Origin of the sequence: Vibrio sp. RM-41-2B (assembly GCF_024744415.1) — a bacterium.
Classification (GTDB): domain Bacteria; phylum Pseudomonadota; class Gammaproteobacteria; order Enterobacterales; family Vibrionaceae; genus Vibrio; species Vibrio diabolicus.
This window is the reverse complement of the sequence record NZ_JAMQWD010000050.1, coordinates 22,496-48,446: the sequence shown is the minus strand read 5'-3', so window position 1 is coordinate 48,446 and position 25,951 is coordinate 22,496. Positions and strand designations below refer to the sequence as shown.

Annotated in this window: 27 protein-coding genes and 1 other RNA gene; 12 read left to right on the top strand and 16 right to left on the bottom strand. The window is 45.0% G+C overall.

What is annotated here, in order from left to right; translation table 11 throughout:
• Positions 1-34: 34 nt before the first annotated feature.
• The 4 genes from NB463_RS20235 to rpoE are packed head-to-tail and all read right to left on the bottom strand — an operon-like array spanning position 35 to position 2,695.
• Positions 35-505 carry a SoxR reducing system RseC family protein gene (locus NB463_RS20235; RefSeq protein ID WP_005384575.1) on the bottom strand — a complete coding sequence of 157 codons (471 nt, stop codon included), beginning with the start codon at positions 503-505 and terminating at the stop codon, positions 35-37.
• The gene (gene rseB / locus NB463_RS20230; protein ID WP_258432141.1) at positions 502-1,467 is read right to left on the bottom strand and encodes a sigma-E factor regulatory protein RseB; all 966 of its coding nucleotides are present in this window, start codon (positions 1,465-1,467) and stop codon (positions 502-504) included. The genes NB463_RS20235 and rseB overlap by 4 nt, the downstream gene beginning before the upstream one ends.
• Complete coding sequence (locus NB463_RS20225; RefSeq protein ID WP_192943658.1) at positions 1,464-2,090, bottom strand: sigma-E factor negative regulatory protein; 627 nt, start codon at positions 2,088-2,090, stop codon at positions 1,464-1,466. The genes rseB and NB463_RS20225 overlap by 4 nt, the downstream gene beginning before the upstream one ends.
• A gap of 26 nt (positions 2,091-2,116) precedes the next feature.
• The gene (rpoE, locus tag NB463_RS20220; RefSeq protein ID WP_005380946.1) at positions 2,117-2,695 is read right to left on the bottom strand and encodes an RNA polymerase sigma factor RpoE; all 579 of its coding nucleotides are present in this window, start codon (positions 2,693-2,695) and stop codon (positions 2,117-2,119) included.
• A 553-nt stretch (positions 2,696-3,248) separates the two neighbouring features.
• Between rpoE and nadB the strand changes: the two genes are divergently transcribed.
• Entirely contained in the window at positions 3,249-4,862 is a 1,614-nt protein-coding gene (gene nadB, locus NB463_RS20215; RefSeq protein WP_031780368.1) for an L-aspartate oxidase, read from the top strand.
• A gap of 22 nt (positions 4,863-4,884) precedes the next feature.
• Here nadB and NB463_RS23935 read toward each other — a convergent pair whose 3' ends face one another.
• The gene (locus NB463_RS23935; protein WP_308400457.1) at positions 4,885-5,367 is read right to left on the bottom strand and encodes a protein YgfX; all 483 of its coding nucleotides are present in this window, start codon (positions 5,365-5,367) and stop codon (positions 4,885-4,887) included.
• Positions 5,315-5,575 (bottom strand): FAD assembly factor SdhE, encoded by a 261-nt coding sequence (locus NB463_RS20210; RefSeq protein WP_005393925.1) that lies wholly within the window; start codon positions 5,573-5,575, stop codon positions 5,315-5,317. Before NB463_RS20210 ends, NB463_RS23935 begins: the two co-directional genes overlap by 53 nt.
• Before the next feature lie 189 nt (positions 5,576-5,764).
• Here NB463_RS20210 and ygfZ point away from each other — a divergent pair, with 189 nt between their 5' ends.
• From ygfZ to NB463_RS20195, 3 genes are all read left to right on the top strand, one after another.
• Positions 5,765-6,733 (top strand): tRNA-modifying protein YgfZ, encoded by a 969-nt coding sequence (gene ygfZ / locus NB463_RS20205; protein ID WP_104974800.1) that lies wholly within the window; start codon positions 5,765-5,767, stop codon positions 6,731-6,733.
• Complete coding sequence (locus tag NB463_RS20200; protein ID WP_031780369.1) at positions 6,726-7,199, top strand: aminoacyl-tRNA deacylase; 474 nt, start codon at positions 6,726-6,728, stop codon at positions 7,197-7,199. The genes ygfZ and NB463_RS20200 overlap by 8 nt, the downstream gene beginning before the upstream one ends.
• Before the next feature lie 639 nt (positions 7,200-7,838).
• Complete coding sequence (locus NB463_RS20195) at positions 7,839-8,045, top strand: DUF1107 domain-containing protein (protein ID WP_005380970.1); 207 nt, start codon at positions 7,839-7,841, stop codon at positions 8,043-8,045.
• Positions 8,046-8,110: 65 nt separating this feature from the next.
• Here the strand turns inward: NB463_RS20195 and NB463_RS20190 are convergent, their stop codons facing one another.
• The 3 genes from NB463_RS20190 to NB463_RS20180 are packed head-to-tail and all read right to left on the bottom strand — an operon-like array spanning position 8,111 to position 11,131.
• Positions 8,111-9,319, bottom strand: a complete 1,209-nt coding sequence (locus tag NB463_RS20190) for an FAD-dependent 2-octaprenylphenol hydroxylase (RefSeq protein WP_005393929.1) — start codon at positions 9,317-9,319, stop codon at positions 8,111-8,113.
• A gap of 31 nt (positions 9,320-9,350) precedes the next feature.
• The gene (gene ubiH / locus NB463_RS20185) at positions 9,351-10,529 is read right to left on the bottom strand and encodes a 2-octaprenyl-6-methoxyphenyl hydroxylase (RefSeq protein ID WP_047008827.1); all 1,179 of its coding nucleotides are present in this window, start codon (positions 10,527-10,529) and stop codon (positions 9,351-9,353) included.
• Between the two features lie 23 nt (positions 10,530-10,552).
• Positions 10,553-11,131: a YecA/YgfB family protein gene (locus tag NB463_RS20180; protein ID WP_033907447.1), complete on the bottom strand. Its 579-nt coding sequence runs from the start codon at positions 11,129-11,131 to the stop codon at positions 10,553-10,555.
• Positions 11,132-11,380: 249 nt separating this feature from the next.
• Here NB463_RS20180 and NB463_RS20175 point away from each other — a divergent pair, with 249 nt between their 5' ends.
• The 5 genes from NB463_RS20175 to serA all read left to right on the top strand — a co-directional run bounded on the left by NB463_RS20175 (position 11,381) and on the right by serA (position 14,702).
• On the top strand, positions 11,381-11,689 hold the full coding sequence (locus NB463_RS20175) for a cell division protein ZapA (RefSeq protein WP_005393932.1): 309 nt from the start codon (positions 11,381-11,383) through the stop codon (positions 11,687-11,689).
• Positions 11,690-11,697: 8 nt separating this feature from the next.
• A non-coding RNA gene (gene ssrS, locus NB463_RS20170) (6S RNA) lies at positions 11,698-11,882 on the top strand.
• Positions 11,883-11,887: 5 nt separating this feature from the next.
• On the top strand, positions 11,888-12,487 hold the full coding sequence (locus NB463_RS20165) for a 5-formyltetrahydrofolate cyclo-ligase (protein WP_258432135.1): 600 nt from the start codon (positions 11,888-11,890) through the stop codon (positions 12,485-12,487).
• 53 nt (positions 12,488-12,540) lie between these two features.
• Positions 12,541-13,197 carry a ribose-5-phosphate isomerase RpiA gene (gene rpiA, locus NB463_RS20160; protein ID WP_005380982.1) on the top strand — a complete coding sequence of 219 codons (657 nt, stop codon included), beginning with the start codon at positions 12,541-12,543 and terminating at the stop codon, positions 13,195-13,197.
• Positions 13,198-13,469: 272 nt separating this feature from the next.
• Positions 13,470-14,702, top strand: coding sequence for a phosphoglycerate dehydrogenase (gene serA / locus NB463_RS20155; protein ID WP_005393937.1), 1,233 nt, complete (start codon positions 13,470-13,472; stop codon positions 14,700-14,702).
• A gap of 67 nt (positions 14,703-14,769) precedes the next feature.
• Here serA and NB463_RS20150 read toward each other — a convergent pair whose 3' ends face one another.
• Complete coding sequence (locus NB463_RS20150) at positions 14,770-15,462, bottom strand: oxidative stress defense protein (RefSeq protein ID WP_258432134.1); 693 nt, start codon at positions 15,460-15,462, stop codon at positions 14,770-14,772.
• Between the two features lie 226 nt (positions 15,463-15,688).
• Positions 15,689-16,585 carry a LysR family transcriptional regulator ArgP gene (locus NB463_RS20145; RefSeq protein WP_046875104.1) on the bottom strand — a complete coding sequence of 299 codons (897 nt, stop codon included), beginning with the start codon at positions 16,583-16,585 and terminating at the stop codon, positions 15,689-15,691.
• 146 nt (positions 16,586-16,731) lie between these two features.
• Between NB463_RS20145 and NB463_RS20140 the strand changes: the two genes are divergently transcribed.
• Both NB463_RS20140 and NB463_RS20135 read left to right on the top strand, forming a co-directional pair.
• Positions 16,732-17,361, top strand: a complete 630-nt coding sequence (locus tag NB463_RS20140; RefSeq protein WP_258432133.1) for a LysE/ArgO family amino acid transporter — start codon at positions 16,732-16,734, stop codon at positions 17,359-17,361.
• 19 nt (positions 17,362-17,380) lie between these two features.
• A complete protein-coding gene (locus NB463_RS20135) occupies positions 17,381-17,863 on the top strand; it encodes a YbaK/EbsC family protein (protein WP_161444047.1) in 483 nt (160 codons plus the stop codon).
• Positions 17,864-17,909: 46 nt separating this feature from the next.
• Here the strand turns inward: NB463_RS20135 and mscS are convergent, their stop codons facing one another.
• The 5 genes from mscS to NB463_RS20110 all read right to left on the bottom strand — a co-directional run bounded on the left by mscS (position 17,910) and on the right by NB463_RS20110 (position 24,883).
• Complete coding sequence (mscS, locus tag NB463_RS20130; protein ID WP_005393946.1) at positions 17,910-18,776, bottom strand: small-conductance mechanosensitive channel MscS; 867 nt, start codon at positions 18,774-18,776, stop codon at positions 17,910-17,912.
• 434 nt (positions 18,777-19,210) lie between these two features.
• Positions 19,211-20,287 carry a class II fructose-bisphosphate aldolase gene (gene fbaA / locus NB463_RS20125; protein ID WP_005393947.1) on the bottom strand — a complete coding sequence of 359 codons (1,077 nt, stop codon included), beginning with the start codon at positions 20,285-20,287 and terminating at the stop codon, positions 19,211-19,213.
• Positions 20,288-20,441: 154 nt separating this feature from the next.
• Positions 20,442-21,602, bottom strand: coding sequence for a phosphoglycerate kinase (locus tag NB463_RS20120; protein WP_005393948.1), 1,161 nt, complete (start codon positions 21,600-21,602; stop codon positions 20,442-20,444).
• A gap of 153 nt (positions 21,603-21,755) precedes the next feature.
• Positions 21,756-22,793 carry an erythrose-4-phosphate dehydrogenase gene (gene epd, locus NB463_RS20115; RefSeq protein WP_006743084.1) on the bottom strand — a complete coding sequence of 346 codons (1,038 nt, stop codon included), beginning with the start codon at positions 22,791-22,793 and terminating at the stop codon, positions 21,756-21,758.
• Between the two features lie 131 nt (positions 22,794-22,924).
• Entirely contained in the window at positions 22,925-24,883 is a 1,959-nt protein-coding gene (locus NB463_RS20110; protein WP_005393952.1) for a ligand-gated channel protein, read from the bottom strand.
• Between the two features lie 140 nt (positions 24,884-25,023).
• Between NB463_RS20110 and NB463_RS20105 the strand changes: the two genes are divergently transcribed.
• Positions 25,024-25,917 (top strand): LysR family transcriptional regulator, encoded by an 894-nt coding sequence (locus NB463_RS20105; RefSeq protein WP_005393954.1) that lies wholly within the window; start codon positions 25,024-25,026, stop codon positions 25,915-25,917.
• Positions 25,918-25,951 lie beyond the last annotated feature (34 nt).

Below are 25,951 nucleotides of genomic sequence, written 5' to 3'. Positions count from 1 at the left end.
ACCCAAATAACCTTTAGTGGAGGGGGGACGGCGCTTACTGGATTGGCTCTCCAAGTACCCGAACAAGGGTAACTTGGCGCTTGGATTCATCCTCTAACGGACGAGAAACACGTTTTGCGATCCACATTCCACCAGCTGCAAATAATACTGATGCCAATATGATGATACCTTCCCCGCCCGCGGTCAGCGGCGCTAATAGGAAGTGACCAAACATCGCACCGATAATCAAACCAAACAACGGCAGTAAATAAACCGCCATTGCTGACTTTATCAGGCTCGACTCAGGAAAGCCTATCTCGACGACTTGACCTATCTTCACTGATTTATCCGTGCGCAGGTGCCAAGATAAACTCTTGTTACCAATGGCTTTAGTCACAACGCCCGTTCCACAGCTTTTCTGTGAAGAGCAACTACTGCAACTGGTCTGCTGTTCGCAGCTTAAATCAATTTCGTATTGTTTACCGCGACGATGTACGTCTGTCACAGTAGCCAACGCGGTCATCATTGTTGTTTACTCTTTGTTACATTAAATGTGACAGATTGAGCGATACGCTGTGCTGTGGTCGGCGGAATGTCTCCAACTACGGAGATTTCATGTTGACCGCTCACAAAACTGTGTAGCGTTCTTCTGCCTTGGCGAACCAACTGCCCTTTTAACGAATGCTCATCCTTGTTTGCTACGTAAACAGAGAAGCTAAACAGACCATCAGAATACAGCTGACTCTCCACCATTTGGTTAGTAACGGCCATACGATAGCGGTTGAGCTCGTTCGGCTCGAAACCTTCAGGGATCCAACCTACCTGCCAATTGCTGGTTCCAATATCGCCTTTTGGCATGGTGAGAACAGCTGGTAATTGAACATCTTGTAGGCCACTCATTAACTCTGCGATTTTTGGATTCACTGTGTAAGAAATAGTGCGATATTGTTCAAGCATCTCACCATCACGGTCCACAAGGTCAGCACGTAACGGCAATTTACTCTTTTCATCGATCCATAGTACGTATGAATAGCGCAGACCGTCTTTAGGGACGACACGCAGCACTTGTGTTGCTACACCTGCTTCACGAGCTCTACCCACTTTTACATAGTCGTAATACAAGTTTAGCTCATCGATATTGGTGTTGAGCATAGGCATGGTCGGAGCGACCATTTTACCTGACTCGATGGTGAATGGTTCTAAACCCGTTTCGATATAGCTTACTTCTGTGCCACGACGAATCACTTCGCGCACAGGGCCACTTAAATAAACAAGATGAGCATATTGATCGTCACCATGCGTCGCATGACGATACAGCAACGGCTCAATGCTGTTCTTTTTGATAAGGATATAAGAGAGTTCGTAACTTAAATTCTTACTCGCCTCGCTCATTTGATGCAATAAAGCCTCCGCTGACTTATCACCAGCAAAGGCTTGAGAAGACATCATACTGAACAGAGCGCAAGCGCTGATCAGAAATTTTTTCATTCAATATCCGGATTCAGATTTGCATCTTGTTGAGATGCATCACTATTAATTCGTAACTGCAATTCATAGTCTCGCAGCATAGCATGAACACGCTTACGTTGCTCTTGCATATTTGCTTCACCTACAGAACGCTCAACAGACTCACGAGTTAAACTCACAGGCTCTGCGCTGCCAGCAAACGGAACTGTCTGCAACACAGGTAATTGATCTGTTTGCGGCGACATTGAATCGCTACCACCGTACTGCTGTACACCTAAAATAACGACAAGCGATACACATGCAGCAACAGCAACTTGACCAAACTGTGTCAACCAACCTGGCAACTGACGTTTTGCTTTTTGCGGTTCTGGTTGTGACTCTTTTGGCGTATCCGCAATTGAGATAACATTTGCACCGTGCGAATCAAACGCACGATGTGCAGGTTCATCTTCTAACGCTAACGCCACGCTTTCAGCAATATTCCACTCAGGTTTTGCTGGCGCTTCGCCTCGCATCACATCACTAATCAGGTGATAGTTCTGCCAAGCATCACGGCTCTCTTGGTCTTGCTCTAACTCTTGAATTAAAGCCTTATCGACCAATTCTCCATCCATGAGAGCTGAAAGTTTTTCTTTGTCAGCCATTATTTTCACCATAGTTATTACTTGTACTAGCGTTGCAAAAGAGGTCTGATTTTCTTTTCCACCGCCTCACGAGCACGGAAGATACGCGATCGTACCGTTCCTACCGGGCAATCCATCACTTCTGCAATTTCTTCATAACTCAAGCCATCGAGCTCTCGTAATGTCATTGCGGTTTTTAAATCTTCAGGTAAAGCTTCGATTGCACTGAACACCACCCGTTGCAATTCTTTGGACAACGTTAAGTTCTCAGGGTTCGATATTTCTTTAAGTGCACTACCTGTTTCGTAAAATTCAGCATCTTCAGCATCGACATCTGTCGCTGGAGGTCTACGCCCTTGAGCAACAATGTGATTTTTCGCAGTATTCACTGCAATGCGATACAGCCACGTATAAAACGCACTTTCCCCACGAAAGCTGGGAATAGCTCGGTAAGCTTTAATAAACGCTTCTTGTGCTACATCTGGTACATCGCCAGGATTACTAACGTATCTGGAAATAAGATTACATACCTTGTTCTGGTACTTCGTTACCAGCAGGTTGAATGCTTGCTTATCGCCATTCTGAACTCGCTCAATCAATACTTGATCGGTCAGCTGCTCGTTCATTCGAGCGGATACTCCTATTTGTTATGCCCCTACTCTTCTCAGATATGGGTACTAATTATGCAAAACGTAGTATTGACACCACTGCTTACTTGAGCACTATTGTGACCCTAACGTGAATGAGAAAGTTCCATGGTTTCTCAAGTTTTTTGTCATTGTTTTTTCACAGTGTGATGTCTATACCCAAATGACCACCGTTGCCTGACTTTAGTCTAAGTTTGACAAGCGAGCATCTTGAGGGGAAATGGGTATAATGAATGATCTCTGTCCCAGATTGTGCTGGGTCGAGCATGGAAAAGCAATGGTATTGACAAACTATTACTTTTCATTTGCATGGCTAATGGCTATCTGAACACCGCGTTACAAATATAACTTAGGAAGCATGCTTATGCTCTGCATGAAAAAGAAGAGTGGCTCAGTCACCGCAGTAACACGGATGTAGATAGGTCTCCCAACTTAGCCCTTAGCGACAGGTGTCGCGATAATGGAATGCACATGGTGTGCAAATAATACACAAGGTGACTTTGTTACCTTAGATTGGGATTTTAAAAGTTATATGAACACAAATCGTGAACATGAGTGTGATGTGTTAGTGGTAGGGAGTGGCGCGGCTGGTTTGTCGTTGGCTTTGCGCGTTGCTAACCACTGCAAAGTGATGGTGCTGAGTAAAGGGCCACGCAGCGAAGGGGCGACCTATTATGCCCAGGGCGGTATTGCTGCTGTATTTGATGAGTCAGACACCATTGATTCACACGTTGAAGACACGCAAATCGCCGGCGATGGTATTTGTGACGAAGATACCGTGAGGTTCATTGCTGAACATTCAAAAGAGTGCGTACAGTGGTTGATCGACGGTGGTGTCCCATTTGATCGTGAAGAGGATGACTCTGACGATGAACCTCGCTACCACTTAACTCGTGAAGGTGGTCATAGCCGTCGTCGTATTCTTCACGCGGCAGATGCAACAGGTATGGCGATGCAAACCTCTCTGCAAGATAACGCTCACAACCATCCAAACATTCATGTTCTCGAACGTCACAATGCGCTGGACTTAATCACCGAAGATAAAATTGGCGGTGATAAAAACAAAGTTATCGGTGCTTATATTTGGAACCGCAACGAAGAGCATGTCGAAACCGTGCGGGCCAAATTTGTGGTTCTCGCTACAGGTGGCGCTTCAAAAGTTTATCAATACACCTCTAACCCAGATGTTTCGTCTGGTGATGGTATTGCCATTGCTTGGCGTGCAGGGTGTCGTGTGGCAAATATGGAGTTTAACCAGTTCCACCCGACGTGTTTATATCACCCAGAAGCACGTAACTTCTTGTTGACTGAAGCGTTACGTGGCGAAGGTGCTTACCTGCGTCGTCCCGATGGTTCTCGCTTTATGCCAGATTTCGATGAGCGTAAAGAGCTTGCTCCGCGTGACGTCGTGGCTCGCGCTATCGACTTCGAAATGAAGCGTTTGGGTGCCGACTGTATGTACCTCGACATCAGTCACAAACCTGCGGACTTTATTACGAAACACTTCCCAACCATTTACTCACGCTTGATGGACTTGGGCATTGATATGACCAAAGAGCCAATCCCAATCGTACCTGCTGCGCACTACACTTGTGGCGGTGTCATGGTGGATAGAAATGGCTGCACCGATCTTAAAAACTTGTATGCGATTGGCGAAGTCAGCTATACAGGGCTGCATGGTGCTAACCGCATGGCATCAAATTCACTTCTCGAATGCGTGGTTTATGCTTGGTCTGCGGCGAAAGATATTCTAAAACATCACACTAACGTGGAGCTTCCTTCACAGGTGCCATGTTGGGATGAAAGTAAAGTGACCAACAGTGACGAAGAAGTGATCATTCAGCACAACTGGCACGAGCTTCGTCTGTTTATGTGGGACTACATGGGCATTGTACGAACTGACAAGCGTTTAGAGCGCGCATTACGCCGTATCCAGCTGTTGCAACAAGAAACGCATGAGTACTACAGCAATTTCCGCGTGTCGAACAACTTATTAGAACTGCGTAACCTTTTACAAGTAGCAGAGCTGATGGTTCGTTGTGCGATGCAGCGTAAAGAGAGTCGAGGTTTGCACTACACGCTTGATTATCCGAACCAACTGGAAAACAGCGGACCAACGATTTTGGTCCCAGCTAAACAGCTTTAACTTTACCAAGTAAACTATTACATCAACAGGGAGCATTGGCTCCCTGTTTCATTTCCCACTGGCGTAATACTAAAGATAATTGACGATACTGCTCATCGTCACAGCTATCACGCCAAATCGTGACGCTACGGCCAGACTGCAATCGAAATGTTATCTTGAATGGCAATGTCGATGTATCGATTCGTTGTAACTGATCCTTTTCAGACTCAAGAGCCGCCGAACATTCACTATACTCAAGGGCCTCAAACCTAACCGAGCCATCGCAATGCACATACCAATAACCCTGACTTGTCGGTTTAACAAAGCCTTGGCTCAATAGTGCCTTAACAATCATTAATAACAAATAAATCGATAATACGAGAGGGATGCTAGAGAGGGTAACGGCCCAAGTCATCAGTAAGAAAAGTATTACATTGAGAACTCGGGCAGTCAGAGAGGGAGAAGCGGTAAAATTAACGAACTTTGCTGAGGTTATGGGCGACAATTTTATCAACCATTGCAGCATGACCTAAGTTTTCGCTGCGGCCATGCCCCATTATCCAAGTAAACAGATCAGGATCATCGCATTCAAGTAAAGAAACAAAGTCACGCTGCTCTTGTTCACTCAGAGTATCAAAGCACTCTTCAAAAAACGGCATAATTACTACGTCAAGCTCAAGCATGCCTCGACGACAAGCCCATTTAATACGCGCTTTTTCTTCCGGAGTGTACATTCACTATTCCTTCATAGATGTCTTGTTGTTAGTGCGGAGTGTAACAAGGGATGTGCTACGTCACTAGTGTGCGGGTCACAATACGATAGTGAAAGCAGACAAATGTTGATTCGTAAATCGCTCCCCTAGTATCTCAAGGTTATTTGGGTATAACATAGCGGAAAAATATCTTCAAAAGGCATTGTAATTATGGAATGGCAAACTCGTTTTTCAGCACTACCTCTCTCAACTCAAGACGCACTTCCAGAGTTATCTATCTCGCTGCTGGACAATTTCGGCATGATCACCATGGTCGGTGACGATAAAAAATCATACTTACAAGGTCAGGTTACCTGCGATGTTGTTTCTTTAGAACAAGACCAATCAACATTGGGCGCACATTGTGATGCAAAAGGCAAAGTGTGGAGCGTGTTCCGCCTTTTCCATCATCATGATGGCTACGGCATGATCCAACCAAAATCGGCGATTGACGTAGAACTTAGCGAAATAAAAAAATACGCCATTTTCTCTAAAGTAACGATTGAAGCTTCTGATGAAGTTATCTTAGGTGTTGCAGGCGTCAAAGCCGACGAGCTTATTTCTTCAATGAGCAAAACGACTGGCAGCGTTCGCCCTGTTGAAGGCGGCACCGCGGTACAAGTTTCACAAAGCCGCTGGCTACTGATATTAAGTGCGTCAGCTGCGCAACAAGTCGTTGAAAATACAGATGCTGCCCTTACGACAAATGAGCTTTGGAATCGTTTCGACATTGAAGCTGGTTTACCATTTGTCTCTGCATCCGCGCAGAATGCTCACATTCCACAAGCACTCAACGTGCAAGCTTTAGGAGGCATTAGCTTCACAAAGGGCTGCTACACAGGACAAGAAACGGTAGCACGAGCTAAGTATCGCGGTACAAATAAACGTGCGATGTACATCGTAAAAGGGGCAACTTCTGCTCCATTTAGTGACGAGCCAATTGAGCTCGAACGCAGCGTGGGTGAAAACTGGCGTTCAGTGGGTGCTTTATTAAACCACTACCAGTTCAGCGACAATCAAGCGATTGGCCTGATCGTACTGCCCAATAATCTCGATGAAGACACTCGTCTTCGTTTGGTTGCTCAACCAGAATGTGAATGGACAATCGAATCACTGCCTTACAGCCTTGATGATGAGTAATACAATCAATACTCCTTTGATGCAATTTCTCACAGACCAACACATTCCGTTTCGTCTGTTACCGCATCAAAGACCAGCAACCACTATTGAGGATGCCGCGCAACAACGCGGCATTCGCCCTTCTCAAATGGTAAAAGCGATCTTGCTACGAGACATGGGTAATCAATATGCTCTCGCCTGTGCGCCTGGTGATCGTAGTGTCGATCCCAAAAAAGTGCGCTCGTTACTGCAATGCCGCCGGATGACTTGCGTTGATCAAGCCGACGTTGAGGCCATCACGGGTTACAAAATTGGTACTGTCACTCCACTATTACTCAAACGACACATGCCGATCGTGTTCGATCCTAGCTTACTAGAAGAACAGGAAGTCACGATCAGCAGTGGCGATCGTATGGCTGGACTGGCGCTTTCTATCCAAGATCTTATCCAATTGTGTCAGCCGACCGTAGCTGAGATCTGTCGTTAGTCGTCTAAAAATAATGTAATAGCACGTAGTTTTTCTATCACCACGTGATCTCGCTCATATCTATAAAAATAGACGAGAGAATTTTTAATCACATATAAAACATAAATAGTCACAAAGATAAAACTCGTATATGCTGAATTTGTTGGTTAAGTTTCAAACAAGCACTTAACCAACATAAAGTGAATCAGCTGACTGAATGACAGTATTCATGCCGTCAGCTGTCCACTTTTGTGTAATGCATCTGTGACTATTCGCCCGCTGAAGCGGGCTTTTTTTTGTGCGGAACTTTTTTCTCTTCCTCTTTCTCTAACCGTTAGGACGTAAAGTTTGTTCTGTTGGATACCACCTCAATAGAAACAATTAGCAAACAATCATTTTCGTTCTATTCTTAATTCTGTAACAAAACTATTGCTTAATGCGTCACGTAAAAAGGAGTGTATTGTTGTAAGGGTTCCTTGAACGGTGATTTTTTGGGGTAATCCTCACGCTATTTAAGAGATGACACTGTCAAATTGTCTAAGACAACACAAATCTCTGACGCAACACCCTACATCTGTATTTAATACTATGGCTGTCACAATAATTTTCGCGTCCAAAACGTAGAATACCTAGGCTAGGTTAGATAAAAGGAAAGTAAATATGAGACTGTTTAAGCGCTATACACCAAGTATGATTGCTAAACATATAAGTCGTCTTTTTAAAGGAAGAATTTATATTTACGGGGTCGGTAGATTCGAGTTTGATAACGGCAAGTTAATACTGCCGGAGAAAGCAGAGCAACGCCATTTCCGAGCGGTCAAAGAGATCAACCAAGAAATAATGAAACTCCGATGCGCATATGCTTAGCAAAACGTTGATAAAACAAAGGCTGGATTAACCAGCCTTTTGTGTATTTGAAGTTCGCTTTACACCTACTGACGTGCCAGATCCGGCAGATGACCTTTTAGACCAAGCGCACGCTTCATGATCTCATCTTTCGCTCCCGGCAGTTGACCCGCTAAACTCAAACCAATGCCACGAACCAGCTTCTTAGCAGGATTCTCTCCAGAAAACAGGTCTCGGAATCCTTGCATTGCAGCGATCATCTTTGCTGCTTCCGCTTTGCGCCAACGCTCATAACCTCTTAGATTGCGTTTGCTGCCAATATCTTGGCCTTGCTTCCATAGCGCTAACACCTCTTGAGCAAGGCTTGCTGCATCTAATAAACCTAAATTTACCCCCTGGCCCGCTAGTGGGTGAATGGTATGGGCTGCATCGCCAACCAGCGCGACTCGCTCCACAACAAAATCTCGCGCATAACGCATTTTCAGAGGAAACGCGGCACGCTCTCCCACTACTTCACATAGACCAAGTCGTGTATCAAATTCGCTCGTCAACGCTTTGTTGAAATCATGCTCACTCATTGCCAATAGCTGCTCTGCACGATTTGGCTCAGTGGACCAAACAATAGAGCACATATCTGGTTGCGACATTGGCAAAAACGCCAATGGACCTTGAGGAGTAAAAATCTGTCGTGCAATGCTATTGTGCGGAGCAGCGGTTTTAACATTCGCGACCAGAGCATGATGTCCATAATCCCAATGCGTTAACGGAATATCCATTTGATGACGAAGCCACGAGTTTGCCCCATCGGCTCCGACCACTAACTTAGCCGTCATGGCTTGACCATTGTCGAGCGTCAACCAACTTTCTTGTTCGCCCACCGCTAAGGTCGCGCAACGTGCAGGCATAAACATAGTGACGTTATCGAGCTTTTGGACTTGTTCGAGCAGTGCGAGTTGAATCACTCGATTCTCAACAATATGCCCTAAATCAGGTTGTGCCATGCTTTGTGCATTGAACTCAATACTAGCGAAGCTATCTTGCTCCCACACTTCCATTCCGTAGTATGGTGAAGCTCGGCGTTGCTCTATTCCCTGCCAAGCGCCAAGCTTACGCAAGATCGTCTCACTAGAACGGCTCAACGCAGACACACGCACATCAGGTAACTCTTTCAACGACTCATCTGGCACCTTGCCTTCTATTACGGCGACACGCAGATCGCTGTCCTTGAACGCGGCAGCAAGTGCCAACCCAACCATCCCTCCGCCGATGATGGCGATATCTACACTTTGCATCATTGCTTTTTATTACCTAATTCAGTGCGGCCGTTCATCGTTTTACCAAACCAAGCGTATGGCGCAGTAGCGGCTGCTTAAAAATAGAAAGGTTATCCATCGCTGCTAAGGCTGTATTTCGCCCAATTCGCATCGCGGGTAAATCATTTGAAAAAATATGCACTAAGGCACTGGTTAGCCAGATCGTTTCGCTTCGATCTGCCTCTCTACGCTGACTAAAGCGCATCAAGCCTTGATAAAGACCAACATCATCGCTTTGCTGCACGATTTCTTCTGCTAGCGAGACAACGTCGCGAATACCAAGATTAAAACCTTGTCCAGCTATCGGATGCAGCGTTTGCGCCGCATTCCCAACAATCGCAAAACGATGAGAAATATTTTGCTTTCGATGGCGAAGAAGCAATGGGTAACTCGCACGTCGTCCCACTTTTTTCATCGCGCCCAAACGCCAGCCAAAATCTTGTTGTAAACGTTGGAGAAATGCTTGGTCAGATAACTCAAGAACTGCTTGGGCTTCCTCAGGGTGCAGACACCAAACTAAAGACATTCTATTGTCACTCATTGGCAATAAAGCAACAGGGCCATTTTCAGTAAAACGTTCAAAGGCTCTACCTTGATGAGGTTCTTGAGTCACAATATTGGCAATGACAGCCACTTGTTCAAAATCTTGCTCAGAAAGCTCTAAACCAATTTTCTGACAGCAGGTTGAAACAGCACCATCGGCTGCCACCAACAGTTTTGCTTCAAGCTTCCCACCGCTTTTCAACGTAATATGGGTACAGTCTTGCTCGCGCTCGATATCGGTAACAGAGTCAGGGCAAAACAGCGTAATGGATGCGCTGCTATCTAATAATTCTTGATATACGCGACCAACATCGGCTAATTCGACAACATACCCTAGTGCTTCAACGCCAATCTCTTGCTTGGTAATTTCCGTCATCCCAGCATGAGAGCGGTCAGAAACGTGGATATGTTCAATGGGTGTGACAAACGGCTCTATCGAGGTCCAGAGCTGTAGTTGACGCAACAGATTGACAGTACCGTAAGACAATGCGATTGAGCGAGAGTCAAAACCAGGGTGCATATCTGACTGCGCTTTAAAAGGCTCAACGACGGCAATGCGGAGCTTTCCCTGGGACAAATGGTCAATCGCCAATGCTAACGTTGCACCAGCCATGGCACCACCAGCAATGACTACATCATATTGCTTCATGCTAACCTCTGGACCATCTACGATTAATGAATAGTAGGCTTTTTATCGCTACTTTCAGGGCGAACACCAAACTCAGCATGAATCGTTAGTACGCAAGCTTTGATGTGTTCAATCACTTGTTCTAGCAATTGCGCTTGTTCACCGAGGTCGTCATCTTCATCAATGCCTAATTTGGCAATCTCTTCTAGGTCAGCCAATGCTTCTTTAGCGTCATCTGACGCTTTATTTAGCGCAACACCTGCTAGACCTAACCCAGAAATAAAGTGGTTTACGAAATCGGACACGCTGTCAGCCAACGCGAATAAGCCTTCTTCTCCCGGCTCATCTGGCAATAATAAAGACAGCTCCATCGACGTGCCCGTGAGTTCATTGACAGTAACGGTGAATACGCTTTGAGCAAAAGCTAGCGCGGTAGAAGGCCACCCCATACCATCATTGGTGTAATCAAACAGAATAGGCTGCCAAGTTTGATCATTAATCGCCAATCCACCACTTAACATGCCGACAAATAAGCCATGTAATTCCGCAGGTGTTACTGCTAGGCTTGCAGATTGCAGTTCAGCAGCAATAGATTGGTATTCAGGAAGGGTGATTTCACTCATAACTTGGCTCATTCTTGCATAATAATGTATTGGTATATCCTACCATCAAGGTTAGTGGTCTGAAACGGCTATCAAATTCAATTTTGAACAGCATTTGCTCAATTTGCCCAATTCCTGTGTGATCTCGTCATCATTTCTCTTTCTGTGATGGGAAATGCTTGAATCTTAATAGCGGTTTTCCTATAGTTTGCTCCTCGGTAGTTGTATGAAGCAACACCTTAGATAGCGCGAATATAGAGTTTATTCATCATGAGCAATCAAGCGATCGACGTTGAAATATTAGGCAAAGTTACACGAGTGAATTGTCCGACAGGACAAGAAGAGTCTCTTGTTGCAGCGGCAAAAGATCTGGATCGCCGATTGAAAGAAATGAGCGAACGTACTAAGGTAACCAATGAAATCCAACTGCTGACCTTCGCTGCATTGAATATTTGTTATGAGTTGCACACCAAGTCATACGAATCAAACGGTCAACAGCAAGAAATTACTGAGCGAATGGAAAAGCTCACTGCGTCTCTTGAGAACGCACTAAGCAAAGTTACGCAAGGACAGCAGTAAATACAAAATTTACCCTGGGGTGTGCGTCAGCAGGATTTAAGTCCCTGAGCCGATAAGCAATACCTAAGGGTTAGTATTTGGTAACTATTGAGCAAGCTCGGCATGCACCGAGAAGCCTACGGTTGTCATTGCTGATCCGCCTTGAACCAGCTGGTTCAAGGGCCACAATCCTCAACGGCACCCTGGGGTATTCTCTCTATGTCAGACCTCTCTCGACAAGACTTTCGCAAACTGATTCGTGAAAAGCGCAACGCATTGTGTAGCGATACGCAATTCCAAGCGGGGATCGACCTTGTCACTCAGTTCTCTCAAATTCCTGAAATCCAGCAAGTACAGCATATTGCTATTTATCTTTCTGCTGACGGTGAACTTGATACCAAGCCGCTCATTGAGTGGTTGTGGCAACAGGGAAAATCGGTTTATCTACCTGTCATCCATCCATTTTCCAAAGGTCAGTTACTGTTTCTTCTGTACGTAAGTGATGATCAATTGGTCTACAACAAATACGGCATCTTAGAACCCAAACTGGACATCCGCCACCTCAAGCCCGTTCGTCAACTTGATATCATTTGTACACCTTTGGTTGGATTCGACAGCATCGGCCACCGCTTAGGCATGGGCGGAGGGTATTATGACCGTACCCTGTCTCATTGGTTTACAACCGGAGAAGGTGCCAAGCCTGTTGGTATCGCTCACGACTGCCAACATGTAGAACGCTTACCAATTGAAAGCTGGGACATTCCATTACCTAAGATCGTGACCCCAAGCCGAATATGGCAATGGGAAAGTGGCAAGTAAGCCGCTATAATCACGCCCGCAAACGTTAACGAACATCTATTCAGGAGATTGGCATGACTCAAGATGAAATGAAAAAAGCGGCTGGTTGGGCAGCACTAAAATATGTTGAGAAAGGCAGCATTGTCGGTGTTGGTACTGGCTCTACCGTGAATCACTTCATCGATGCACTAGGCACTATCAAAGACGATATTAAAGGTGCAGTGTCTAGCTCTGTCGCTTCAACTGAGCGCCTTAAAGAGCTTGGTATTGAAGTATACGAGTGTAACGACGTAATGAAGCTGGATGTGTATGTTGATGGCGCAGACGAAATTAACCCAGCACGTGAAATGATCAAAGGCGGCGGCGCGGCTCTGACTCGTGAGAAAATTGTCGCAGCAATCTCTGATAAGTTTGTATGTATTGTTGACGGCACCAAAGCAGTTGACGTACTAGGTCAGTTTCCACTACCTGTAGAAGTGATCCCAATGGCACGCTCTTACGTTGCGCGCGAGTTAGTAAAACTGGGTGGTGACCCGGCTTACCGTGAAGGCGTTGTGACTGACAACGGCAACGTAATTCTGGATGTACACAACATGCAGATTACTAACCCGAAAGAAATGGAAGACAAGATCAACGGTATCGCGGGTGTGGTGACTGTGGGTCTTTTTGCTCACCGTGGTGCTGACGTCGTAATCACAGGTACACCAGAAGGTGCAAAAATTGAAGAATAAATAACAGCTCAAATCGACCTATCTGGTTCACTTTTCTGTTATTTCATTACATACGGTGCTGCAAGGCACCGTTTTTTATTCCTTTCTCTAAGAAAATTATCTCTTATTCCGTAATTTTCTTACCCAAAGCAATTTTTTTTTGTTACTTTATTGAACAGAAGACGCACAAGGAAACGTTTGTCCTCCTACAAAACTATCAATTATCCCCTTTTTAATAGTTTTGCCCAATGTGCGCCACATTAGCCCACCTTTCCATTTTAAGGACGAGAAAAATGGCCAAAGTTTCACTGGAAAAAGAAAAGATTAAGATCCTCTTGTTAGAGGGACTCCACCCTTCTTCAGTTGAAGTTCTTCAAGCAGCTGGTTATACCAACATTGAGTACCATAAAGGTTCCCTTCCGGAAGAAGAATTGATTGAAGCGGTTAAAGACGTGCACTTCATCGGTATTCGCTCCCGTACGAACCTATCCGAAGAGGTAATCAATGCGGCGAATAAACTGGTTGCAATTGGCTGTTTTTGTATCGGTACTAACCAAGTAAACCTAGACGCAGCAGCAAAACGCGGCATTCCTGTGTTTAATGCACCGTTCTCTAACACACGCAGTGTGGCTGAGCTAGTGCTTGGTCAAATCCTACTACTTCTGCGTGGCATTCCTGAAAAGAATGCGCTTGCACATCGCGGTATTTGGAAGAAAAGTGCTGACAACTCTTACGAAGCACGTGGCAAACGTCTTGGCATTATCGGATACGGCCACATTGGTACGCAGCTAGGTATTATTGCCGAAAACTTAGGTATGCGCGTTTACTACTACGACATCGAGAACAAATTGTCCCTTGGTAATGCGACGCAAGTACATACCATGAGTGAACTACTAAACAAGTGTGACGTAATTTCTCTGCACGTTCCTGAAACGCCAGAAACAAAAAATATGATGGGTGAAGCTGAGTTTGCTCGCATGAAGCCAGGCTCAATCTTTATTAATGCAGCACGCGGCACTGTCGTGGATATTCCAGCGCTTTGCCATAGTTTAGAAGCAGGTCATATTGCGGGCGCTGCGATTGATGTATTCCCAACAGAACCGAAAACGAATGCCGACCCGTTCGAATCTCCTTTGCAGAAGTTCGATAATGTCATTCTCACTCCGCACGTTGGTGGTTCAACGCAAGAAGCACAAGAGAACATCGGTGTTGAGGTCGCAGGAAAACTGGCGAAGTACTCTGACAACGGCTCTACGCTTTCAAGCGTAAACTTCCCAGAGGTGTCACTGCCAGAGCACGGTGGTGAATGCTCTCGCTTGCTTCACATCCATAAAAACCGTCCTGGTATTCTTACTCAGATCAACACCATCTTCGCGGAAGACGGCATTAACATTGCCGCACAGTACCTACAAACAGCCGCTGAAATCGGCTACGTAGTGATCGATGTTGAAACCGAGCGCTCAGAAGAAGCACTAGCGAAACTGAAAAGTATTGAAGGCACAATCCGTGCTCGTATCCTTCACTAATCACTAATTTGTGAAGCAGAAATGACAAAGGCAGGGAATACCCTGCCTTTTCTTTTTGCACCCAGCCTTATTTCAGCTTGTAAATCACGTCAACTTGATCGCGAATAATCATGGTAGAATCCTGGTAGCTGTTTGCCCCTTCTTTACTGTCCATCGCCATCGAGCGCATTAGAACTGGCTGAACGTGCATCTGTCTGTAATTGATCTGCCAGACATCACCCAACTTTTTCTCAAAGCCAGTAGCCAGTGACGCTGCTTTTTCTCGCGCATCTTGGATAGCCGCCATGCGTGCCTTTTGCTGATACTCAGCCTGGTTGCTTACCTTAAGTTGAATATTATCAACCTGATTAATCCCTGCTTCTAACGCCATATCTAGGTACTGGTTTAGGTTTTTTAGATCCGTAACCGTCACATCAACGCTACGAGAAGCGCGATAACCAACGAGCTCTGCTTTACCAGATTTAGGGTAGTGGTATTGAGGCGCAAGGTATAAATTCGAGCTGGTAACATTGTCTTTTGATAAGCCAGCATCGGACAGATTTTTCAGAAATTGCTCAACGGTTTTGTCAACTGACTGCTTGGCCTGTTCAGCAGTCATTGTCGTGTCTACCACTTTCACAGAAAACGTCGCCATATCTGGTGTAGCAATAACTTCACCATAACCTGTCGTCGTTACGTGAGCAAATTCAGGCGAGTTCGCCAACACTGAAGCACTAGTAAGGCTGAGTGCAGAAGCCAGCAAAAATGAATACAGTCTCATTCAATAAATCCATCCATACAAAATAAAGTACTTACTCTCAGCAGAAAGGCTCAAGATTCAGACAAAACTATCACTACTGAGAAAGTGTATGGTTTCATAATAGAAACTTCTGTCGATTATCCAAGCACTCAGAATGACTTCTAACACAACTTTGACTATGTAACCTTGGCGTAATTTTTCAACGAAACACTCTATCGGCAATGAACCCATCGCTGCGACAATGAACTTATTGAGGTAAGTGTCGCTGAGCATACCCGACTATCGCGTGTGAGATTTCTTGTAGAACCCCCGTTTCCAGTTGCCAATGATGCCAATAAATCCTATGGGACATTAAAAAACCGGGAGTAACATCAACCAACGCGCCACGCTCTAGCTCGTCGGTAATTTGCAAACGAGGGATTAAGCAATAGGCTACACCAGCTAACGCCACTTTTAGAAACGCTTCAGAGCTGCTGATGTTATGGTGAATGACGCTATCAGGGCTGACATTGAAATGCTCGGTAAGAAAGGTTTTATGTAGGTCATCATATTGATCATACGAAACGGCCGGCGCCTTGGCCAAAGTCTGGTTATTGACGCCTTGAGCAAAGTAACGCTGATAAAACTCCGGACTCGCGACACAAACGTAATCAACACGTCCCAAGTAATCCGCTCTACAGCCAGGTATCGGCTGGGATTCTAAGCTGATCGCCCCCGTCACTTCGCCACTTTTTAGCTTTTCGATGGAACGAGATTCACCATAGATAGTGAGTTTGAGTTCAACCTGACGCTGCTTCATGACATCTTGCAGTGCAGGCAGTAGCCAAGTAGCAAGGCTATCAGCATTGGTCGCCAAAGAGAGTTGTACAGGTCGAGTACTGGTATCATTCTTGAGTTCGGGCAGAATTTCATGCTCGAGCAAGCGCACTCGACGATAAAGGCCTAATAACTTTTTACCAATCGGCGTTGGCTTGGGTGGTTGACTACGAACCAAAACGGGTTGTGCGAGAAACTTCTCTAATTGTTTAATACGTTGAGAAATCGCTGATTGCGAGACAAATAAATGTTCGGCTGCACGCTCAAAGCTCCCCTGATAAACCACGGCATCTAATGCCTCAATCCATTTATAGTCCAACCCTCTCATCCTGCTCTTCCTCTCCTGATAAAACATCAACCCTTAAATTAGCCTAGCTAATATAATATTAAAATCATTAATTATACTTATTTAGATAAACTCTTTATCTTTCACTCTTCTGAGAATTTATTGGTTATTTTGAAGTGAGGTGAAGTGTGAGCTTGTGGGTTCTATTGCAAGGGTTTGGTTTAGGGGCATCAATGATCATTCCGATCGGCGCACAAAATGCGTATGTCTTAAATCAAGGCATAAAGCGCAATCATCACCTGACGACTGCCACTATTTGTAGCATCCTAGATATGATCTTCATTTCTCTAGGTATCTTTGGTGGTGGTGCGATTCTGTCTCAAAATGAAATCTTACTAACATCGGTGACGCTTGGTGGTATTGCCTTCCTGAGCTTTTATGGATTACTGTCACTTAAGAGCGCGTTTAAGTCAGACAGTGACTCAGAGTCAAAAGGTGAAGTCGTCGCTCGTGGTCGTCGAACGGTCATATTAGGTGCGTTAGCCGTCACAGTACTTAACCCACACTTGTACTTAGATACCGTCGTTATTCTGGGCTCTATTGGTGGGCAGTTTGAAGGCCATGACCGAATTGCTTTTGCACTAGGTACGATGATGGCTTCCTTTGTTTGGTTCTATACCTTGTCGATAGGAGCCGCAAAACTAGGCCCAACCCTATCAAAGCCAAGAGTGAAAAAAAGCATCGACATCGCGGTCGCAGTAATGATGTTCACGATAGCGTATATTTTAGCTAGTGAACTTATTGAAAAGTACTGGTAATCAACAGGACAACAAAGACATGGAGTCACTAAAGCGTATCTATGATATCAATAGAGAGCGACTCAACGCGCTCTCTATTCCTTTTCGGGAATGGCAGCATGAAGCCATCTTAGACTTTGACACGGATATAAGAATTGCGTCCGAGCTTGGATGGACAGGCACGCACACCAAAAGCCTCTTCTTAAAACTTAAAGGACAAGGCTACGCAATTTATCTAACAGAAAAAGACTCTCGCCTCGATGCCAAACAAATAAAAGCCGTCACAGGTAAACGCCCATCAATTTGTGACGACGGTGAAATGGTCGAAGTGTTAGGTTGTTTGCCTGGAGCGGTATGTCCGATTGGCTTACCTGAATATGTCACGCTCATTGTTGATACAACCCTGTATCTACACGAAGAGTTGCTCTATACGCCAGGGTTGCCTGAATTCACCTTTGGCTTTGCCGGTAAACATCTAAAACGTCTATTGCTTGCCGGTAATCACATTCTTTATGAGATATAAAAAAGCGAGGCCAATTGGCCTCGCTTTCGAATATCTACCGCTTTTATTAAGCGTCGATTTTGTTCAGATGAACATCCATTTGTGGGAATGGAATTTCGATACCATTTTCATCCAGTGCTTCTTTAATACCTTGCATTGCATCAAAGTATACGCCCCAGTAATCTGCAGTTTTCACCCATGGGCGAACCACAAAGTTTACTGAAGAGTCTGCCAGCGTAAGTACACCGATTGTGATATCAGGATCTTTCAAGATACGCGGATCTTTTTCTAGCGTCTCGCGAATTACTTTCTTCGTTAGTTTAAGATCCGCTTTGTATGACACACCAATCACTAGGTCGACACGTCGCGTTGCATGACGAGAGTAGTTAGTAATTGCACCACCGATTACTGACGAGTTAGGCACAACAACCATCTTGTTGTCTGGTGTTTTTAGAACAGTTTGGAAGATTTGAATTGCTTCAACACTACCCGCTACACCGCCAATTTCTACGTAGTCGCCAGATTTGAATGGACGGAACGCAACAATGAGTACACCAGCTGCAAAGTTTGATAGTGAACCTTGTAGCGCAAGACCAACAGCAAGACCTGCCGCACCGATTACAGCCACGACTGAAGCGGTTTGAACGCCTAATCGACCAAGAGCGGCGATAAGTACGATTACAAATAGCAAGTAACGAACAAGACCGTGAATAAATTCAACGACAGCCTTATCCATGTTTTTCTTTTCTAGTACTTTAGAAACACTACCAGCGACTGCTTTAACGATAATATTACCGATAAACAGAATAAGCAGCGCAGAGATAATGTTCACACCGTACTGAACCAGTAGATCTGAGTTGTTTGTCAGCCAAGTTTCAGCCTGAGTTAGACCATCCGTTAAAGTGGTATCGATACCCACCGATTCACCTGCCATAATTCTTATCCTCAAAAATAAAGATATATAAATCCAATTGCCGTTAATTTATGAACCTTGTTTTTTAAAGGCTCTTTTCTAAAACAACATCCCTATTGCCCCACTGAACAGTGTCAGATTTTTGGCACAATATCCCAACTTTGACTTTTTTCAAAGTCAGAGTTTCGCAAAGATATGCAAAACAAGACTTTATCAGAGTTTTCTGATATTGGCTTGTTACAGGTTACGCAATGCACTCTTATTTCGCCACTCCTATGACTGATATTCCTATGTTTTTATTTAAAAACGTTAAAGGGGGAACATCCCACCAGAAAATACAACCTGACGCATAAAGATATCAATAGGAAAGCAGGGAAAGAAACATAGGGGCAAAATGATAGACATAAAAAAACCCGCTCAAAAAGCGGGTTTTTAAGTAACTTAATCAGTAACGATTATAGTACGTCAACTGCGTTTAGGTCAGCAAATGCTTGCTCTAGACGAGCTACCATTGAAGCTTGACCAGCACGTAGCCATACGCGTGGATCGTAGTACTTCTTGTTTGGTGCATCTTCACCAGTTGGGTTACCGATTTGACCTTGTAGGTAATCGTGGTTTTCAGCTTCGAACTTACGGATACCATCCCAAGTTGCCCACTGTGTATCAGTATCGATGTTCATTTTGATAACACCGTAACCGATAGACTCACGGATTTCTTCTAGAGAAGAACCTGAACCACCGTGGAATACGAAGTTTAGAGAGTTCGCTGGAAGACCGAATTTCTCAGAAACGTGCGCTTGAGAATCACGTAGGATAGTTGGAGTTAGAACAACGTTACCTGGCTTGTACACGCCGTGTACGTTACCGAAAGATGCTGCGATAGTGAAACGGTGGCTGATTGCGCTTAGTTTCTCGTATGCGTATGCAACGTCTTCTGGAGAAGTGTATAGCTCAGACGCATCCATATCAGAGTTGTCAACGCCGTCTTCTTCACCACCAGTACAACCTAGTTCGATTTCTAGAGTCATGTTCATTTTAGCCATGCGCTCTAGGTACTTAGCAGAAATTTCGATGTTCTCTTCTAGAGACTCTTCAGAAAGGTCGATCATGTGAGAAGAGAATAGTGGCTTACCAGTTTGCGCGAAGTACTCTTCACCAGCGTCTAGTAGACCGTCGATCCAAGGAAGTAGTTTCTTAGCTGCGTGGTCAGTGTGTAGGATTACTGGAACACCGTAAGCTTCAGCTACAGCGTGAACGTATTTCGCACCAGCAACAGCACCTAGGATTTGAGCTTCTTGACCTTCAAGTTTTAGACCTTTACCAGCAAAGAAAGCAGCGCCACCGTTAGAGAACTGAACGATAACTGGAGCTTTAACTTTTGCAGCTGCTTCAAGTACTGCGTTTACAGAGTCAGTACCCACACAGTTTACTGCTGGAAGTGCAAAGCTGTTTTCTTTTGCAACTTCAAATACTTTCTGAACGTCATCGCCAGAGATAACACCTGGTTTTACGAAGTCGAAGATCTTAGACATGGATGTAATCCTATTTATCTGTCGTTTTTAAACAAAACTTGTTAAGTTGAAAATCTTGCAAACGTTTGCTCACAACTGAGGCTATTCTAGCAGAGTTCCTCACACGTTGCAGCAAACAAGAAAGCGGGAGAATCACTCCCCCGCTTTGCTTTAATTACTTAGCGCGTGCTTCTAGCATTTCTACTGCTGGAAGAACTTTACCTTCTACGAATTCAAGGAAAGCGCCGCCACCTGTAGAGATGTAAGAAACGTCAGCTTTGATACCGAACTTGTCGATAGCTGCTAGCGTGTCACCACCACCTGCAACAGAGAAGCCTTCAGATGCTGCAATAGCTTCTGAGATACCTTTAGTACCTGCTTCGAAGTTCTTGAATTCGAATACGCCTACTGGACCGTTCCATAGGATAGTCTTCGCGTTCTTAAGGATTTCTGCTAGTTCAGCTGTTGAATCTGGGCCAAGGTCGAAGATCATGTCGTCGTCTTGTACTTCAGAAACGTGTTTAATTTCTGCTTCTGCGTTTTCGTCGAATGCTTTCGCACATGCAACGTCAGTTGCTACTGGAATTGCACACTCATCCATTAGTTTCTTAGCAGTGTCTACTAGATCCGCTTCGTATAGAGACTTACCAACGTTGTGGCCAGCAGCTGCGATGAATGTGTTAGCAATACCACCACCAACAACAAGTTGGTCAGCGATTTTAGATAGAGACTCAAGTACAGTTAACTTAGTAGAAACTTTTGAACCGCCTACGATTGCAACCATTGGACGAGCTGGGTTGTCCATTGCTTTACCTAGCGCTTCAAGCTCGTTTGCTAGAAGAGGGCCAGCACAAGCGATAGGTGCGTGCATACCAACACCATGAGTTGACGCTTGAGCGCGGTGAGCCGTACCGAATGCATCCATTACGAATACGTCACATAGTGCTGCGTATTTCTTAGATAGCTCTTCGTCGTTTTTCTTTTCGCCTTTGTTAAAGCGAACGTTTTCTAGAACAACAAGTTCACCAGCGTTTAGCTCTAGGCCATCTAGGTAGTCTTTTGCTAGCTTCACTTCACAATCTAGTGCGTCGTTTAGGTAGTTAACAACTGGTTGTAGAGAGAACTCTTCAGCGTATTCACCTTCAGTTGGGCGACCTAGGTGAGACGTAACCATTACTTTAGCGCCTGCTTCTAGGCAGTGCTTAATAGTTGGAAGAGATGCGATGATACGTGCATCTGAAGTTACTTTACCGTCTTTTACTGGCACGTTTAGGTCAGCACGGATAAATACACGTTTACCTGCAAGATCCAGGTCAGTCATCTTGATTACAGACATGATGTGTCCTCTCAAATATTGATAATTAAAGTTTTTGAAAACTCGGCAACCCTGCCAAGCCTGTTAATTCTTCAAACTGGTTATAGATGATATGGAGATATCATGGATTTATTTCAAGGCTTGAAATAAAAATTCTCCATTACTTCTTCGTCATTACTGCTCCACTTGAGAAGAAGCTTGCATTGCTAAGGCAGTATCCAGCATCCGGTTAGCAAAGCCCCATTCGTTGTCGCACCAAACGAGCATTTTTACGAGTTGCCCGTTACTCACTCTAGTCTGGCTTCCATCAACAATCGCACTATGGGGGTCGTGGTTAAAGTCGATGGAAACGAGTGGCGATTCAGTATAGTCAACAATGTTACGTAATGTACACTGAGATGCGTTAACAATGGTTTGATTTACGTCATTAACTTTCACATTTGTATTAATTGTGACACTTAAATCCATTGCGGTGACGTTAACGGTTGGGACACGAACAGAAATTGCTTCGAATTTGTTGGAAAATTTCGGGAAGATTCTTTCAATCCCCTTATGCAACTTGGTGTCAACCGGAATAATAGATTGGCTCGCTGCGCGGGTACGGCGTAGATCGTTATGGTACGCATCGATTACTTGCTGATCGTTCATGGAAGAGTGAATCGTGGTAATGGTACCGGACTCAATACCGAAGGCTTCGTCTAACACTTTAATGATAGGAACGATACAGTTGGTGGTGCAAGAGCCATTGGAGACAACACGGTGTTCGTCTTTCAGAGTTTCGTGGTTCACACCATATATAATCGTATTATCTATGTCGTTTGCGCCCGGGTGTGAAAACAGCACTTTCTTCGCGCCAGCTTCTATATGCGCTTGCCCATCAGCTTGTGAACCAAACACGCCAGTGCAATCCAAGACAATATCGACTTCTAAATCGCGCCAAGGAAGTAGTTCGAGTTCAGAGAGGTGAAGAATGCGAATAGAGTCATATTCGCCGCTGTCATGATGAACATGCAAGTGTTCTTGGTCGTGGGAGATTTTTTTACCGAAGCGACCATGGCTAGTGTCATATTGCAGTAGGTGCGCCATCGCTTCTGGCTGCGCTAATTCGTTCACCGCCACAACCTTGATCTGCTGATGTTTTCCGCTTTCATACACGGCTCGCAGAACATTACGACCTATACGTCCAAATCCATTGATCGCAACCTTTAGCATTTATCCTTCGCCCTACCAAAAATTTCGTGTCACAGATACTACCTGATCAGGCTGAAAAACGCACCTGTTGAATCATAGTAAAGCAGGATTAAAAAAGGCCGAGACAATGCTCGGCCTTATTACAACAATAATTAAAATGCGACGTCTAAACCTAACCAGTAGCGACGACCATCTTCGACATATCCGTATTCTTCGTAACTGATTTCCTCATCCAGCAAGTTATAGATCGCGCCTTTAATACGAGTATTATCGGTTAACTGGTATGTCACACCAGCGTCCACAAAGGTATAAGCAGGCTCTACGATACTGTTTCTTGATGGGCCAGTAACCGGATCCATTTCTTTACCTCGGTAAGTTACTTTAGCCCAACTTTCTAGATCTGTTGTTGTTTGCCAAGTTACATCCACATTAAACAGATGCTTTGGTAGCTGCTGCAGCGGCATGCCTTTGTATTCACCTGTTTTTTGCTCTGAGTCAGTAAATGTGTAGCTCGAGCTGAGGTAAATGGTTTCCGTTAATGGCGATGCTAAGGTCGCTTCAATACCTTGTGTGACCGCTTCGTCCACGTTAATGCGGTACGTTGGATCTGCACCCCATTGGTTTGGTCCATCTGTACAGATGGTATCTGGGCAAACAACACGTGTGATCTTGTCTTTGAACTCATTATGGAACGCAGTCAAAGAGACGTCTAAACCAGAGTCACCTTGATACAAGACACTGATTTCTTTGTTTAGCGACGTTTCAGGATCAAGGTCTGGGTTACCGTAGATATTACCGCCGCCACTGACTTGCGCCCAACCAGGAGTAATTTCACGTAATTGCGGAGAACGGAAACCTGTTGCCACACCGCCTTTCACAGTCCAAGACGGGTCAACTCGCCATACACCATAGACACGCGGACTAAAGTGCGCGCCATAGTTTTCGTCATGATCTAGACGACCACCAAGCGTAACGCTAAACGGATCGGCGATTCTCCATTCATCTTCAATGAAAACAGCCCACTGCGTATTCGATGTTTCGGTCTTCGATGACGCTTTGTTGGAGGTGAAATCCTCAAGCTCGGCATGAGTAGCATCCACACCGGTCGTCAGCGTATGGTTTCCAATTCCAGTCACTAAGCTCGACTTGAATGTGGTGTTGGTGATCGTCATCTCGCGAGATTTGTTTTCGCTCTCTTCACGTTGTAAGTAAGTATCTGAGATGCCAACCGAGTCCCAGTCGCCATTGTGACTTAGCGTTACATAATTACGACGATATTCGTTGAGTGAATCCTCACAACCTCTTCGGCAACCCGTCGTTGGTACGGAAAGGCCAACGTTACCGCGACGACTTTGTGCCGATGTGCCACCCTCTAGTTGCACAGAATGGCGGTCATTAATCTGGTAGGTCAGTTTTGAAGAGATACTTTGCATATCTTTATCTTCATAACCGTATTCAATATCGTCTTCTTCTCTTGCGGTATACTGACCGTATACTTGGAGAGATAGATTTTCGGCTAGCGGCCCATTGACGAAGAAATTCGCGCTCTGCTCTCCGCCCGAGCGACTGTTTTCTTGCAGAACCGTGCCTAGCTGAACATTACCTGTCCACTCCATCGCGTCTTTTCGCGTGATCACGTTAATTACACCACCAATCGCATCAGAGCCATAAAGCGTCGACATTGGACCACGGATAACTTCAATTCGCTCAATCGCTTGAAGAGGAGGCAACCAACCTTGTTCGATACCAGGACCGTCACTATTTGGACGAGTTTCACGTGTGCTTTGACGTTTACCATCGACCAGTATCAAAGTGTATTTAGAACCCATACCACGGATACTGATATCGGTAGTGTCACCACCACCTGTTACGACGACACCAGGCACACTTTTTAATGCATCAGTCACATCGCGGTAATAACGAGAGTCCAACTCCTCACGCGAAATCACACTAATACTTGCAGGCGCGTCCGCTTGAGATTGCTCATAACTTGATGCAGTTACAACCACTGTTTCCATTTTAGAAACCGCATCATTGGCAAACACATGAGGGACACTGACGAAGGCTAAAATACCAGTTGCAGTAATAACTGGCAGTCTAAGAGTAGACATCTACATCTCCATAATTGATAATGATTATTATTTTCGAAAGTGAATTATTCACAAATAGAATGAGATGCATAGTGAGAGTTATGGAACGGTTCTTCCCATTTATGGAACCCGTGCATAACGCAGTAAGGAGTTAATGAAATATGCACGACTTAGCATCAATTCGAGCCTTTGATGCGCTCAATCAGCATAAGAGTTTGACCGCCGCTGCCAAGGCCCTCAACCAGCCTAAATCAACGCTGAGTCGTCGCTTAGCACAATTAGAAGAAGATTTCGGTCAGGCTCTAACCGCAAGACAAGGTAACCGATTAGTTCTGACAAGAGCGGGAGAAATTTTTGCCCACTACAGTCGCCAGATTCTTGAGCTAAGTGAAGAGAGTTATGACGCGCTTCAAGGTTTAACAAACCAAGTTTCAGGGCCGCTACATATTGTTTGTCACACAGCATTAGTTAGAAGTTGGCTAGGTGGTGTGCTCAACGGTTTTCTTGCCGATAATCCTGACGTTAGGGTTCAACTTACCAGTGACTTTTCTGAAGCGCACCATGACCCAGATTTGTTCATCTGGCTCGGTGAGCGTAAAGATCTCGATTGGCGCAAAGAGGTATTAGGCTCATTTCGTTACACGCCCTTTGCCTCTCCAGCTTATCTTGAACAACACGGTTCGATCCTGCACCCCAAAGAGCTTGAAGCGCATCCGTGGATCGATTTTGGCTCGGTACAAGAAAATGGATTGATGCTCTCACACCCCCAACACGGTGAGTTCTTTTTAGAGCCATTTGTGAGTCGCTTATACAGCGACAACATCGCAATGCAGATCGACAGCATCGCGAATGGTCATGGTATTGGACTGCTGCCAACTTGGACAGCAAGCGGCTACGAGAAACATCATCCGGGTCGAATCACACCTTGCTTAGAAGGTTGGCTTTCAGAGCCCATCTCCATTAACTGCTATACGCCTGCAGGAAGACCACCACTGCGCTTATCCGTACTTTTAGACTGTATTCACCAAAGCATTCCACAAGGTTGGAAAACCTGACAAAAAACAAAAAGGCCATCGCAATGATGGCCTT